Raw genomic sequence first — 14,719 nt, 5'->3', positions numbered from 1 at the left:
GTTTGCGCGCCTCCTGCGCCTTCGATCCTGTCAACAACCGCTAGCGTGTGCCGCGATCTTGACGGGATCCAGACTAGCTGCTCATTGTCTGAAATCAAGAAGACCGCGGTAACGCCAGTTTTCCGAATGGCTGCCTACAGGGTTTTTTCGAAGATTTTCGAATTGCGCTGGTAGTTGTAAAGCGAAGCCCGGGCCGCAGGCAGGCGCTCGACGCTGCTGGGTTCGAAGCCCCGCTCACGAAACCAATGGGCCGTGCGCGTCGTCAATACGAACAACGTCTTGAGCCCCTGGGCACGGGCCCGGGTTTCGATCCGTTCCAGCAATTCATCGCCCCGGCCACCGTGGCGATACTCCGGATTCACCGCCAGACAGGCCAGTTCACCGGCATCCGAATCGGCGATCTGGTAGAGCGCCGCGCAAGCGATGATCATTCCTTCGCGCTCTACCACGCTGAACTGTTCGATCTCACGCTCCAACACCTCACGGGAACGGCGCACCAGGATGCCCTGTTCTTCCAGAGGACTGATGAGGTCGAGCAATCCGCCGACGTCTTCGATGGCCGCTTCGCGCACCACCTCGAACTGCTCCTGGGCCACCAGTGTGCCGCTGCCATCGCGAGTGAACAATTCTGCCAGCAGCGCGCCGTTTTCGGCATAGCTGACGATATGGCTGCGGGCAACACCGCCGCGGCAGGCCTGGGCCGCCGCATCCAGCAGTTCGGCTTGGTAGTCGCTGCCCAAGCGCTGCATATGGGCCGGGACCTGTTGCGGGCGCAGCTCACGGACCAGTCGGCCATCTTCGCCAATCAGGCCTTGCTCGGCGCCGAACAGCAGCAGCTTGTCCGCCGCCAGGTCGATGGCGGCCCGAGTGGCGACGTCTTCGCAGGCGAGGTTGAAGATCTCCCCGGTGGGCGAATAGCCCAACGGCGACAGCAGCACGATGGAACGCTCGTCCAGCAGGCGATTGATGCCCTTGCGATCGACCCGGCGCACTTCGCCGGTGTGGTGATAATCCACGCCCTCGAGCACGCCGATCGGCCGGGCGGTGACCAGGTTCCCACTGGCGACCCGCAACCGCGAACCCTGCATCGGCGATGACGCCATGTCCATGGACAGGCGTGCCTCGATGGCGATGCGCAACTGGCCGACCGCGTCGATCACGCATTCCAGCGTCGCGGCATCGGTGATGCGCATGCCGTGATGGTAATGGGGCGTCAGGCCCCGTGCGGCCAGGCGGGTTTCAATCTGCGGGCGAGAACCATGGACCAGCACCAGGCGCACGCCGAGGCTGTGCAGCAGCACCAGGTCATGGACGATGTTGCCGAAGTTGGGGTGCTCGACCCCGTCGCCAGGCAGCATGACGATGAAGGTGCAATCGCGGTGGGCATTGATGTAAGGCGAAGCGTGACGAAGCCAATTGACGTATTCGGGCATGAACCTGGACCTGTAATAAATAACAGCCGAAAAAAGACGAAACAGAACGCACAGCGGGCTGGTGGTTATCGTCGGAACAGGCTTGGCGACACGCGCGCTCTCCTCATGTAATGGATACGGGCCCGCACGCGGGCAATTTAATCGGCCGTGGTCGGCGTCAGGCAGTAATGACCGATCAACTGACGGAGCAATTGCACGGTAGGTTGCAAACGTGACATTTCAAGGTACTCGCCCGGCTGATGAGCGCAGGCGATATCGCCAGGGCCCAACACCAGGGTTTCGCAGCCAAGGCGCTGAAGATAAGGCGCTTCGGTGCCGAACGCCACTGCTTCGGCGCGATAACCGGTCAGCCGCTCGGCTACGCGCACCAATGCGCAGTCTTCGGGCTGTTCGAACGGAGGGACTTCAGGGAACAACGGAGCGTAGTCGATCTTGACCTTATGCCGCTCGGCGATGGGGTCGAGCTTCTGCCGGATCGCCGCCCGCAGCACTTCAGGGTCCATGCCCGGAAGGGGGCGCAAGTCGAACTCCATGGAACATTGCGCACAAATTCGATTGGGATTGTCGCCGCCGTGGATGCAGCCGAAATTCAGCGTCGGTTGCGGCACGGTGAATTGTGGATTACGGAATTCACGCTGCCATTGCAGGCGCAAACCGCGCAGTTCGCCCATGGCGTCGTGCATGGCCTCGAGGGCGCTGTGGCCCAGGCTTGGGTCGGATGAATGGCCGCTGCGCCCGAGGATGTCGATGCGCTCCATCATCACGCCCTTGTGCAGGCGAATCGGTCGCAGGCCGGTGGGCTCGCCGATCACCGCAGCGCGGCCCAACGGACGACCGGCATCCGCCAGGGCCCGGGCGCCGGCCATGGAGCTCTCTTCATCGCAGGTGGCGAGGATCAGCAACGGTTGCTTGAACGGTTGGTCCAGCAGCGGCCTGACCGCCTCGATGGCCAGGGCGAAGAAGCCTTTCATGTCGCAACTGCCCAGGCCCACCCAACGCCCATCGACTTCGGTGAGCTTCAGCGGATCGGTCTGCCATAACGCGCCGTCGAACGGCACCGTGTCACTGTGGCCGGCCAGTACCAGCCCGCCAGGGCCCGTGCCGAAACTGGCCAAAAGGTTGAACTTGCCGGGGCTGACCTGTTGGATGTCGCAGCGAAACCCAAGCTCGGAGAGCCAGCCCGCCAGCAGTTCGATGACGGTGCCGTTGGACTGATCCAGCGCGGGCTGGGTGCAGCTGACCGACGGTGCAGCGATCAGGGCAGCGAATTGGTCTTTCATGGACGGCAAAGGCATCGCTGGCTCCGGACTTGCAAATTGAAGTCCATCATAGAGCCATCGAGCGCAAGGATGGAACCGTTCGGCGCGTAGGCTCGACGAGTCCTGTACACTGCACGGCCTTGGCAGCCACACCTTCCCCCGGCTGCGCACCCGATCCCTGGATTTTCCGGCCATGCAGAAAGAAACCGAAATCAAACTCCGCGTCAGCCGCGAGACCCTGGCAGCGTTGCGTGAGCATCCGCTGTTGAAAAAACGCAACAAGAGTGGCTGGGAACGCCACGAACTGATGAACCAGTACTTCGACACACCAGAACGCGACCTGGCTCGGGCCAAGGTCGCCCTGCGCCTGCGCCGTGATGGCGAAGCAGTGATCCAGACCCTCAAGACGCGGGGCCAGAGCATCGCTGGCCTGTCCGAGCGCAACGAATACGATTGGCACCTGCCCAAGGCCAAGCTCGACCTGAAGAAACTCGACGGCGAATGCTGGCCCGAGGCGCTGGCTGACCTGGACAAAAAAACCCTCAAAGCGATCTTCACCACCGACTTCGTTCGCGAACGCGCCGAAATCGCCTGGGGCCGTGGCAAGAGCAAAGTGGTCATCGAAGCCGCCCTGGACCTGGGCCACGTCGTGGTGGGCAAGCAGAAGGAAGAAATCTGCGAGCTGGAACTTGAACTGCGCGAAGGCGAACCCGCCGCCTTGCTGGAACTGGCCGCCGAACTGGCCGTGACCCTGCCCTTGATGCCGTGCGACATCAGCAAGGCCGAACGCGGCTATCGCCTGCATGATGCGAGCAGTTATGCCCTGAGCCTTCCGGCCCCGCAATTGACCGCTGAAACGCCGCTGGACGACGCCTTCGCCGCACTGAGCTGGCACCTCCTAGGGAGCAGCCAGCGCCTGGCCGAGCAGTACCGTTTCAACGGCCATTGGCGCCTGCTGCAAGACTGGGTGGAAAATCTCGCCGAACTGCGTGCCCTGCTCAGCAGCCTCGGCCAGGCCGCGCCGCGCCAGTCGACCCACGACCTGCGGGTGGCCCTGGACGCGCTGCTGGAGGACTGGCGTCCACTGGTTCAGGCCGGCATCGAAGACGAAGACGTGCGCAAGGCCGCGCCGGAGCAATTCCTCGAGGAGCTGCAGGACCCGCGTTGGGGCCTCTTCTCTCTCCAAGCGTCACGCTGGCTGCTGGCCCGCAGTTGGGCCGCCGACCGCAACACCCGGGGCAATCGCCAGGGCGCGGCGCAACTGGGCAGTTGGCTGCCACGGCTGCTGGGCGAAGAAGCTTCGTCGCTGCAACTGCAACGCTACCAACAGCAGCCGGAAGACCTCGCCGAACAACTGCCGCGCATCGAACGCATCCAGGCCTGGCTGCATCACGCCCGCCAGGTGCTGGAAATCCCTGAAATGGACCGACTCTACGGTGAGCTGAACAAGCTGGCGCAGCTGGCCAACGAACCGATCACCGACGAACTCCTGGACGCGCGCAAGCAACAGGCGATCGCGGTGTATCAGAATCGGGCCTGGAAGACTTTGTTGCGCCTGTAAGATCGCCATCGTCGGATCGCCGCCCGGAGCAAGCTCGCTCCCACAGGGGTCCAGCGTTGCACACAGATCTTGTGGCCGCTGAAGATCAACTGTGGGAGCGAGCTTGCTCGCGATGAGGCCAGCCCAAACATCGCAAAAACAAGCTCAGCGCCCCACCGGCAAACTCGTCGTCGACTTGATCTCCGACAGCGCCACGATCGAATTCACTTCCTGGATCCCCGGCACCATCGACAGCTTCTCGAAAAAGAAGCGCTCGTAGGCCTCGATGTCCGCCGTGACAATGCGCAGCAAGAAATCCACCGACCCCATCAGCACGTAGCATTCCAAGACCTCAGGGAAGCCGCGGATCGCCTCGGTGAACTCGGTAAAATTCGAGCGACCGTGGGCGTTGAGCTTGATTTCGGCGAAGATCTGCGTGTTCAGGCCGATTTTCTTACGATCCAGCAACGTCACCTGCCCGCGAATGATCCCTTCTTCCTTCATCCGCTGAATCCGCCGCCAGCATGGCGATTGGGACAAACCTACCCGTTCGGCGATCTGCGCGCTGGAGAGTGAAGCGTCTTCCTGCAACAAGGCCAATATCTTGCGATCAAACCCGTCCAGCTCGCTTTGCATAAAAAATCCCCGATAAGGCCATCACATGATTTATCCAATTCACCAAGTTGGCGAATAAGCCTATTTTAGATAAGAAATACCCCCAATCCCATGCAAAGATTTCTCTCCAATCTCAGGAGAAATGCCATGCCCTCTTTGCAAGCCCCCGGCACCGCCGCGCTCCGCGCCGACGTCTGGCACACCGCCAATCCCTATTGTCGCGCCCGCTTTCATTTGCTCGGGGAAGCCGAGGCGGACCTGCCCTGCCGGGTGCTCAACCTGTTCGCCTTGCAGGGCCTTGTTCTGGAAACCGCACGCATCGAACGTCTCGACGAATTGCTCTCGATGGAATGCCTCCTGACCGGGCTGAGCTGGCACCGCGCCCAAGTCATCGCTGAAAAATTGCGTAACCTGATAAGCGTCTGTTCAGTCGACTTGCAAGACGCTGATATCGCGCGGGCCGAGCCGGTGCTGGCGGCCGGTTGAGGGCCTCCAGGCAAGAATTGGAAACGCATTGGTCGGGTAGTGGCCCAACGGTCCGCAGGGTCGGGACTATTCTTTTGCAGAACGAGCCACGACGCCGAAGCGTCTGTATCGCGGCTTTGCTGCAATTGTCCAATAGGAACCCGAACGCCCATGTCCACCAAACACGCCACTCAGGACCGCTGGCTGGACCTCAACGACCTGCTGCGCCAACTGGTTGCCCAAGGCATCATCAGCCAGGACTCTGCCGAGACTGCGCTCAATGCCCGCCGGCGCCATAACGCCAACAGCCAGCTGCATCCACTGGAGTTCATCGCCAACCAGCATCTCGACGACCTCAGCCGTCCCGGCAAGCGCCTGGACCTGGAAAACCTGACGTTGTGGCTGGCCCAGCAGGCCGACCAGCCCTACATGCGCATCGACCCATTGAAGATCAACGTCGCGGCCGTTACGCCGCTGATGTCCTACGCCTTTGCGCAACGCCACAAGATTCTCGCGGTAGCGGTGGACCGGGACGCCGTGACGGTCGCCAGCGCCCAGCCCTATGTCAGCAGCTGGGAAGCGGACCTGACCCACGTACTGAAGTTGCCGGTCAAGCGCGTGGTGGCCAACCCTGTGGACATCCAGCGCCTGAGCGTGGAGTTCTATCGACTGGCCAAGTCGGTCAGCGGCGCGACCACGGTCGACCAGCAACCCAGCAATCTGACCAACTTCGAACAACTGCTCAACCTGGGCGCCAGCGATCAGGAGCCGGATGCCAACGACGCGCATATCGTCAATATCGTCGACTGGCTGTTCCAATACGCCTTCCAGCAACGGGCCAGCGATATCCATATCGAACCGCGCCGCGAGCAAGGCACCGTGCGCTTCCGCATCGACGGCGTGCTGCACACCGTCTATCAATTTCCGCCACAGGTGACGATGGCCATCATCAGCCGGCTCAAGAGCCTGGGCCGGATGAACGTTGCCGAAAAGCGCAAGCCCCAGGACGGCCGCGTGAAGACCAAGACCCCGGACGGCGGCGAGGTGGAGTTGCGACTGTCGACCTTGCCGACCGCGTTCGGCGAGAAAATGGTCATGCGGATCTTCGACCCGGAAGTGCTGCTCAAGGATTTCGACCAGCTCGGCTTCTCTGTCGACGACCTGCGCCGCTGGCAGGACATGACTCGCCAGCCCAACGGCATCATCCTGGTCACGGGCCCCACCGGGTCTGGCAAGACCACGACCCTGTACACCACGCTGAAGAAACTGGCGACGCCTGAAGTGAATCTCTGCACCATCGAAGATCCGATTGAAATGGTCGAGGCGTCCTTCAACCAGATGCAGGTCCAGCACAACATCGAGCTGTCGTTTGCCGCGGGGGTACGCGCATTGATGCGGCAAGACCCGGACATCATCATGATCGGCGAGATCCGCGACCTCGAAACCGCTGAAATGGCGATCCAGGCAGCGCTCACCGGGCACCTCGTGCTCTCGACCCTGCACACCAACGATGCACCGAGCGCCATCAGCCGGCTGCTGGAACTCGGCGTGCCGCATTACCTGATCAAAGCGACGGTGCTCGGCGTCATGGCCCAGCGCCTGGTGCGAACATTGTGCCCGCATTGCAAGGCTCCCCTGACCCTGGATGAAGACGACTGGCAAACCCTGACGCGTCCCTGGCAGGCGCCGTTGCCCAGCAATGCCCAGCAGGCCGTGGGTTGTTCGGAATGCCGTGACACCGGTTATCGCGGTCGCGCCGGGGTGTACGAGATCATGCAACTGAGCGACAGCGTCAGAGCCTTGATCCATCCCGACACCGACCTGCTTGCCGTGCGCCGCCAGGCGTTCAAGGAAGGCATGCGAAGCCTGCGGCTTTCAGGCGCGCAAAAGGTGGCGGCGGGCTTGACCACGGTCGAGGAAGTATTACGGGTGACACCACAGAGCGAGCAGAAGTAGGCACGGTCCGGCTCAGGGACCGGAAACGTCCCACAGACATACCGGAACGGACCGTAGCGAAGATAATGGCCGCTTGCCCTACACTCAGGGTTAGCAGGTCCATTCAATTCGTACAGGGAACCGTCATGCAGATCGGCAGCGTGCTTCTACTCTTCATCGGCCTCGTGGTCGCCATCCTGTTCATGGGGTTCAAGGTGGTGCCCCAGGGTTATCAATGGACGGTCGAGCGGTTCGGTCGCTATACCAATACGCTCAAGCCTGGCCTGAACATCATCATTCCCGTGATGGACCGCATCGGGCGCAAGATCAACGTCATGGAAAGCGTGCTGGACATCCCGCCCCAGGAAGTCATCACCGCCGACAACGCTACAGTGCAGATCGACGCCGTGTGCTTCTTCCAGGTGGTCAATACCGCCCAGGCCGCCTACGAGGTCAACAACCTCGAACACGCCATCCGCAACCTGTTGCAGACCAACATCCGCACGGTGCTGGGCTCCATGGAACTGGACGCCATGTTGAGCCAGCGCGACGGTATCAACGAGAAGTTGCTGCGCACGGTCGACGAAGCCACGGCGCCATGGGGCATCAAGATCACGCGGATCGAGATCAAGGACATCAGCCCGCCGGCCGACCTGATGGCCGCCATGTCGGGGCAGATGAAAGCCGAACGTATCAAGCGTGCACAGATCCTGGAAGCCGAGGGGCTGCGAGCGTCGGCGATTCTTACCGCCGAAGGCAAGAAACAGGCCCAGATCCTCGAAGCCGAGGGCAGCCGCCAGGCCGCGTTCCTTGAATCCGAGGCACGTGAACGCCAGGCGCAAGCCGAAGCCCTTGCCACCCAGGTGGTGTCCCAGGCAATCGCCGACGGTAACGTACAGGCCGTGAACTACTTCGTTGCGCAAAAATACATCGATGCGCTGGGGCAGTTGGCCTCGGCCAACAACAGCAAGGTGATTCTGATGCCGCTGGAAGCCAGCCAGGTCATCGGTGCGGTGGGCGGCATTGGCGAAATCGTCAAGGCCACCTTCGACAACAAGAAAGCCTGAGGCGCGTATGTGGCTGTTCCTGCAGCAATTGTCTTATTGGGACTGGCTGGCGCTGGGCGTCATCCTGTTGATACTGGAAGTGTTCGGCGCGGGCGGATACCTACTGTGGATTGGCATGGCCGCCGCAGCGGTCGGCGTGCTGACGTTCGTCCTGCCGCAATTGGTGTGGGAGATCCAGTTCCTGCTGTTCGGCCTGTTCGCTATCGCGACAGCCCTGTATTGGTGGCGACGCCAGCGCAGCGCCATCCGCCAAAGCGACCAGCCGCACCTGAACCTGCGCGGGCAGGAGCTGATCGGCAAGGTGTTCCAGGTCCACGAGGCGATTGTCGATGGGCGCGGCAAGATCAGGGTGGCCGACGGCGTCTGGTTGGCGAAGGGTCCCGACCTGTCCATTGGCACGCGGGTCAGGGTGGTGGCACAGGAAGGTACGGTATTGACAGTGGAAAGGGCTGACTGACGTGCCATGGAACTGAACCGGGGCAACCGTAATCCAACGTCATAGTTAACCCTGTGGAGTCACCTATCATGCGTCTCAAACTTGCTGTCGCGACCCTGGCCTTGCTTTCTCTCCCTGTGGGCTCGGCAATGGCCGACACGTTTTGGCGTAACGTCATTTCGTCCGGCGCAACCACCGGTTCCACCTACCTGACCTTCAAGGATAACAAGCTGATCGTCGCCGCCCAGGACGACGCCGGCAGCTTCGTCGCCAGTGACGGCGGCATTCGTGGCCCTTACCTGGAAGCGGCCATGCAGAAAGTCCGTGCCGACAACCCTGGCCTGCAAGCCACCGACATGGAACTGGCCAACGCGATCCTGGCGAAGAACGCCATCGCCCAGGAGTGATTCCCGCCCCATGAAAAATGCCGCTCGATCGAGCGGCATTTTTTTTATGGGCAAACAACTGCTGAGCTTCTTTCCTACATCGAACCGGCCAACAACCCCGCCGCTACGATGAAAGTTCACCTGCCCGCGGAGGAAGGCTCTGATACAAACGTGCGAGGCTGGCACCGCAAACTCTATCGATTCGAACATTCCCCACAATGCGAACCGATACTCATGAACAAGCCATGCCTTTCGTTGCTGCTGATCACCGCCACACTTAGCACCACGTCACATGCCGAGGGCCTATACGGCTCGATAAAAATCCTGAGCGTGCAGCAAGATCTTTCCGATGCCCTCCTTACCAGTCCCAGGGTCAACAATCGTGTTGTCAGCCCGACCAGCAACAAAGACGTTGGCGGATCTGTAGCGGTTGGCTATGGATTCGAAGGCAACTGGCGGCTGGAAACCGAGTATTCACTCAAACAGAATTCGGAGTTCAAGAGTCATTGGGCGCCGTTCGATGCCAACGTCAACAATATGCAAGTTTCGTCCAGCCGCTTGATGATCAACGGGTACAAAAACTTCCCGCTTAACCAACATTTTTCGCTGTACGCCATGGCTGGCCTGGGTGTGGCGTTTATCGATTCCGAGGGTTACCAGTCCAACCCTTCGCGACGATTCGCAAACAACAGCCAGAACAACTTCGCCTATGCACTGGGCGTAGGGGCGGATATCAAGCTCAGCCAGCAACTCACCCTTGGCACTGGTTATCGCTACGTTGACATGGGCGATATCGAAACCGGTTACAACACCTTTGCCAATCGCATCAACGCTCGGGACGAACAGCTCAAGGGCAAATTGCGCGAACAGAACCTCTACGTCGAGGCACGGATGGCGTTCTGATCTGAGACACAAATCAGAACTGCGGTGCACTCTCATAAAAAATGCCGCTCAGTTGAGCGGCATTTTTGGCCCGGTGAGCTCTAGCCAGGTCCGGGTTATTCGCCGATTGCAGCTTTGTAGCCGGCCGCATCAAGCAACTTGTCCAGCTCGGCCTCGTCGCTTGGCTTGAGCTTGAAAATCCAGGCGCCGTACGGATCAGAGTTCAGCAGCTCTGGTGAACCACCCAGCTCTTCGTTGATTGCAATCACTTCTCCCGAAACAGGGGCATAGATATCGGAAGCGGCCTTGACCGATTCCACCACGCCGGCTTGATCGCCTGCAGCAAAAACTTTACCGACTTCAGTCAGCTCGACAAACACCACGTCGCCCAACGCTTCCTGTGCATGGTCACTGATGCCCACGGTGACGGTACCGTCGGCTTCCAGGCGTGCCCACTCGTGGCTTTCGGCAAAACGCAGTTCGGCAGGGATATCGCTCATAATTCTGTGTCCTCAAGAAAAAGTGTCAGCGGCCGGCGGCCCGCCGTAAAAAATCAGATCAGGGTTTTGCCATGGCGGACGAAGGTCGGCTTGACCACTCGTACCGGGTACCACTTGCCACGAATTTCCACCTCGGCACGGTCGGCGGTAGCCATCGGAACGCGTGCCAGGGCAATCGACTTGCTAAGCGTAGGAGAAAAACTACCACTGGTGATCTCTCCTTCGCCAACATTGGCGATACGGACCACTTGGTGAGCGCGCAATACACCGCGCTCTTCCAGCACCAACCCCACCAGTTTGTGCTGCACGCCGGCGGCAAGTTCAGCCTCCAGCGCAGCGCGACCGATGAACTGACGGCTCGCCGGTTCCCAGGCAATGCTCCAGGCCATGTTCGAGGCCAACGGTGAAATATCCTGGTGGATGTCCTGGCCGTAGAGGTTCATGCCGGCTTCCAGGCGCAAGGTATCGCGGGCGCCGAGTCCGATGGGAGGAATACCGGCACCCACCAGGTCGTTGAAGAAACTCGGGGCCTCACGGGCCGGCAGGACAATTTCCAGGCCGTCTTCTCCGGTATAGCCGGTACGGGCAATGAACCAATCACCGTCGGCGCGACCTTCGAAGGGCTTGAGTTGCTGGATCAACTGGCCGCGTGGTTGCGTAACCAGCTCGGCAATCTTGTGCCGGGCCTGGGGGCCTTGGATAGCCAGCATCGCCAGTTCGGCACGCTCGTGCAGCTGCACTGCGTAATCGCCGAGTTGCGCTTGCATCCAGGCCAGGTCCTGGTCGCGTGTCGAGGCGTTGAACACCAACCGGTAACCGTCCTCGACACGATAGATGATCATGTCGTCGACAATGCCGCCGCGCTCGTTGAGCATCGCGCTGTACAACGCGCGACCAGTGTCCTGCAAGCGATCGACGTCGTTGGCCAGCAGGCGCTGCAGCCAGGCTTTGGCCTGGGGGCCGGCTACATCGATCACGGTCATGTGGGATACATCGAACACACCGCAGTCGCGACGCACCTGATGGTGCTCTTCAACTTGCGATCCATAGTGCAAGGGCATATCCCAACCGCCAAAATCGACCATTTTCGCGCCGAGGGCGAGATGAAGGTCATACAGAGGCGTACGCTGTCCCATGGGTTTCTCCTTCCGGGCTTGGCGAAGGTGCGGATGGGTACTGCCACAGCCCGAACGCCTGAAAAAAGAATTTTCCGACGCTCCTAGCTACCCGGTCCGACAGACGGACCGCACCGAATGCCGCGCATTGTATCCGCATGATCCAAGGCTGGCACCTAGGCGTGTGCTCTATTCACTCAGAACGCGTCGATGGGCCGAACGCCGTATCAATCCGATGACTGGCAGCAGCCCCACCAGCACCAGGCTCAGCGCCGGTAGGGCGGCCCGCGCCCACTCCCCTTCGCTGGTCATTTCAAAGATCCGTACCGCCAGCGTGTCCCAGCCAAACGGGCGCATCAGCAAAGTCGCCGGCATTTCCTTGAGCACATCGACGAATACCAGCAGCGCGGCGCTCAGGGTGCCAGGGAGCAGCAACGGCAGATACACTTTGAAAAACAGTCGCGGCCCACTCACCCCGAGACTTCGTGCGGCTTCGGGCAACGACGGGCGAATACGCGCCAGGCTGCTTTCCAACGGGCCGTAGGCCACGGCCAGGAAACGCACCAGGTACGCCAGCAACAGCGCCGACAAACTGCCCAGCAGCAACGGCTTGCCCGCGCCTCCGAGCAGTGTCGACAGCGGGATGACCAGCTCGCGATCCAGATAACTGAACGCAAGCATGATCGATACCGCCAGCACCGAACCGGGCAAGGCGTAGCCCAGGTTCGCCAGACCGACACCGGCGCGGATCGACCGGGTCGGCGCCAGACGTCGAGCGAAGGCAAGCAGCAAGGCGACGCAAACCGTGACAAGTGCCGCGAGTCCGCCCAGGTAGAGGGTATGGAGAATCAACCCGGCGTAACGCTCATCCAGGTCGAAACGACCGCGCTGCCAAAACCAGACCACCAATTGCATGAGCGGAATGACAAACGCACAGGCGAAAACCAGCAGGCACCAGCCGCTGGCCGCCACCGCCTTGAGTCCTCGCAGGTGGTATAGCGCCTGGGCTCGCGGTCGCTCGTTGCCGGCCCGCTGGGCGCCCCGGGCGCGGCGTTCGCCGTAGAGGACCACCATTACCGTCAACAACAGGAGACTGGCCAGCTGGGCTGCGCTGGAAAGGCTGAAAAACCCGTACCAGGTCTTGTAGATGGCCGTGGTGAAGGTGTCGAAGTTGAACACTGATACCGCACCGAAGTCCGCCAGGGTTTCCATCAGCGCCAGCGCCACGCCGGCGCCGATTGCCGGCCTGGCCATCGGCAGCGCCACACGCCAGAACGCCTGCCAAGGCGATTGCCCGAGCACCCGCGCCGCTTCCATCAGGCCCTTGCCTTGCGCCAGGAAAGCGCTTCGCGCCAGCAGGTAGACATAGGGGTAGAACACCAGGACCAGCACCAGGATCACACCGCCAGTGGAACGCACCCGAGGCAGGCGCAGGCCACTGCCAAACCATTCGCGCAGCAACGTTTGCACCGGACCGGCAAAGTCCAGCAGGCCTACGAAGACAAATGCCAATACATAGGCAGGCACCGCGAACGGCAGCATCAGCGCCCAGTCGAGCCATCGACGGCCGGGAAATTCGCAAAGGCTCGTGAGCCAGGCCAGGCTCACGCCCAGCAGCGTCACCCCGACACCCACACCAAAGATCAGCGTGAGGGTGTTACCCAACAGGCGTGGCATCTGGGTGTCCCACAAATGGGACCAGATTTGTAGATCAATGCTCTGCCAGGACAGCAGCAGCACGCTCAAGGGCAACAAGACTAGCGCAGCGACGGCGAAGACCAGGGGATACCAGCGGCGTTGGGCGGGGTGGGTCAAGGAAAGTTCTCGTTCGCGTCATTACTGACAAAGGGCTCATGTGGCAAGGGAGCTTGCTCCCGCTGGGCTACGAAGTAGCCCTAACGATCCGGATCATGCCCCGTCAGATAGACCCGGTCGATAGTTGGGGAGGGCTTTGCCCTGGAGCGCCAGCCCGATCCCGCGGGAGCAAGCTCCCTCGCCACACTTCATCGATGGACTGAGCGATCCCGTCTCAATTCCAGCCAGCACGGTCCATCATGCGGATGGCTTCGGCCTGGCGCTTACCGGCCACTTCCACTGGCAAGGTATCGGCCTTGAACTTGCCCCAGGCAGCGACTTCCTTGGAGGGTGCCACTTTTGGATTCGCCGGAAACTCCTGGTTCACGTCAGCAAAGATACTTTGCGCTTCAGGCGTGGTCATCCATTCCACCAGCTTCTTCGCGGCTTCCGGGTGCGGTGCGTGCTTGGTCAGGCCGATGCCCGAGAGGTTGATGTGCACGCCCCGATCGGCCTGGTTCGGCCAGAACAACTTGACCTTCAGGTCCGGCTTCTGCTGGTGCAGGCGACCGTAGTAATAGGTGTTGACGATGCCGACATCACACTGGCCGGCATTGATCGCTTCAAGCAGCGCAGTGTCGTCGGAGAACACGTCGGTGGAGAGGTTCTTGACCCAACCCTTGAGGATTTCCTCGGTTTTTTCCGCGCCGTGGGTTTCGATCAGCGTCGCGGTCAGGGACTGGTTGTAGACTTTCTTCGACGTCCGCAGGCACAGGCGGCCTTCCCACTCCTTGCCCGCCAGCGCCTCATAAGTGGTCAACTCACCCGGTTTGACCCGGTCAGTGGAATAGGCGATTGTCCGCGCCCGCAGGCTCAGGCCAGTCCAGGCATGGGAGGACGCGCGATATTGAGGCGGGATGTTGGCGTCGATGACCGTCGAGGTGAAGGGCTGCAGGATCCCCATCTGCTCGGCCTGCCAGAGGTTCCCGGCGTCCACGGTGAGCAACAGGTCGGCGGTGGCGTTTTCACCTTCGGCCTTGATCCGCTGCATCAACGGCGCTTCCTTGTCGGTAATGAACTTCACCGCTACGCCGGTCTTCTTGGTATACGCGTCGAAAACCGGTTTGATCAATTCATCGATGCGCGAGGAATAGACCACCACCTCATCGGCGGCCTGGGCCGTGGTAGTGCCAATCAGGGCCAAGGCGAGGGCGGACAGCAGGCGTTTTGTGGCCGACATGGTGGCGATCTCTCGATTGTGAACGAAGCGCAAATGATAAGGACTCACATTT

General features: G+C 61.1%; 14 protein-coding genes. 7 read left to right on the top strand and 7 right to left on the bottom strand.

Going from position 1 to position 14,719, the window contains the following annotated elements; genetic code table 11:
* Positions 1-134 precede the first annotated feature (134 nt).
* Complete coding sequence (argA, locus tag DOCECA_RS23675; protein WP_420765091.1) at positions 135-1,433, bottom strand: amino-acid N-acetyltransferase; 1,299 nt, start codon at positions 1,431-1,433, stop codon at positions 135-137.
* Positions 1,434-1,570: 137 nt separating this feature from the next.
* Complete coding sequence (gene argE / locus DOCECA_RS23670; RefSeq protein ID WP_445571171.1) at positions 1,571-2,728, bottom strand: acetylornithine deacetylase; 1,158 nt, start codon at positions 2,726-2,728, stop codon at positions 1,571-1,573.
* A 157-nt stretch (positions 2,729-2,885) separates the two neighbouring features.
* Here argE and DOCECA_RS23665 point away from each other — a divergent pair, with 157 nt between their 5' ends.
* Entirely contained in the window at positions 2,886-4,253 is a 1,368-nt protein-coding gene (locus DOCECA_RS23665; RefSeq protein WP_434608963.1) for an inorganic triphosphatase, read from the top strand.
* Positions 4,254-4,397: 144 nt separating this feature from the next.
* Here DOCECA_RS23665 and DOCECA_RS23660 read toward each other — a convergent pair whose 3' ends face one another.
* A complete protein-coding gene (locus DOCECA_RS23660; protein WP_445571170.1) occupies positions 4,398-4,868 on the bottom strand; it encodes an Lrp/AsnC family transcriptional regulator in 471 nt (156 codons plus the stop codon).
* A gap of 126 nt (positions 4,869-4,994) precedes the next feature.
* On the opposite strand from DOCECA_RS23660, the gene DOCECA_RS23655 reads away from it, so the two are divergent.
* From DOCECA_RS23655 to DOCECA_RS23630, 6 genes are all read left to right on the top strand, one after another.
* Positions 4,995-5,333: a hypothetical protein gene (locus tag DOCECA_RS23655; RefSeq protein ID WP_420765095.1), complete on the top strand. Its 339-nt coding sequence runs from the start codon at positions 4,995-4,997 to the stop codon at positions 5,331-5,333.
* A gap of 150 nt (positions 5,334-5,483) precedes the next feature.
* The gene (locus DOCECA_RS23650; RefSeq protein ID WP_445571169.1) at positions 5,484-7,268 is read left to right on the top strand and encodes a GspE/PulE family protein; all 1,785 of its coding nucleotides are present in this window, start codon (positions 5,484-5,486) and stop codon (positions 7,266-7,268) included.
* A 125-nt stretch (positions 7,269-7,393) separates the two neighbouring features.
* Positions 7,394-8,314 carry an SPFH domain-containing protein gene (locus DOCECA_RS23645; protein ID WP_434561715.1) on the top strand — a complete coding sequence of 307 codons (921 nt, stop codon included), beginning with the start codon at positions 7,394-7,396 and terminating at the stop codon, positions 8,312-8,314.
* Positions 8,315-8,321: 7 nt separating this feature from the next.
* A complete protein-coding gene (locus DOCECA_RS23640) occupies positions 8,322-8,771 on the top strand; it encodes an NfeD family protein (RefSeq protein ID WP_434561713.1) in 450 nt (149 codons plus the stop codon).
* 68 nt (positions 8,772-8,839) lie between these two features.
* Complete coding sequence (locus DOCECA_RS23635) at positions 8,840-9,157, top strand: DUF2388 domain-containing protein (RefSeq protein ID WP_186633889.1); 318 nt, start codon at positions 8,840-8,842, stop codon at positions 9,155-9,157.
* 213 nt (positions 9,158-9,370) lie between these two features.
* Positions 9,371-10,039 (top strand): outer membrane protein, encoded by a 669-nt coding sequence (locus DOCECA_RS23630; protein ID WP_434608952.1) that lies wholly within the window; start codon positions 9,371-9,373, stop codon positions 10,037-10,039.
* 95 nt (positions 10,040-10,134) lie between these two features.
* Here DOCECA_RS23630 and gcvH read toward each other — a convergent pair whose 3' ends face one another.
* The 4 genes from gcvH to DOCECA_RS23610 all read right to left on the bottom strand — a co-directional run bounded on the left by gcvH (position 10,135) and on the right by DOCECA_RS23610 (position 14,667).
* Positions 10,135-10,518, bottom strand: coding sequence for a glycine cleavage system protein GcvH (gene gcvH, locus DOCECA_RS23625; protein ID WP_434561707.1), 384 nt, complete (start codon positions 10,516-10,518; stop codon positions 10,135-10,137).
* Positions 10,519-10,571: 53 nt separating this feature from the next.
* Entirely contained in the window at positions 10,572-11,654 is a 1,083-nt protein-coding gene (gene gcvT / locus DOCECA_RS23620) for a glycine cleavage system aminomethyltransferase GcvT (protein WP_434608950.1), read from the bottom strand.
* Positions 11,655-11,822: 168 nt separating this feature from the next.
* Positions 11,823-13,448 carry an ABC transporter permease gene (locus DOCECA_RS23615; RefSeq protein WP_420765101.1) on the bottom strand — a complete coding sequence of 542 codons (1,626 nt, stop codon included), beginning with the start codon at positions 13,446-13,448 and terminating at the stop codon, positions 11,823-11,825.
* A 214-nt stretch (positions 13,449-13,662) separates the two neighbouring features.
* Positions 13,663-14,667 carry an extracellular solute-binding protein gene (locus DOCECA_RS23610; protein WP_434561705.1) on the bottom strand — a complete coding sequence of 335 codons (1,005 nt, stop codon included), beginning with the start codon at positions 14,665-14,667 and terminating at the stop codon, positions 13,663-13,665.
* Between the last annotated feature and the right edge of the window lie 52 nt (positions 14,668-14,719).

Source organism: Pseudomonas sp. E102, assembly GCF_052660185.1.
Note: the sequence above shows the minus strand (reverse complement) of the source record. Positions and strands in the feature narration are given on the sequence as shown.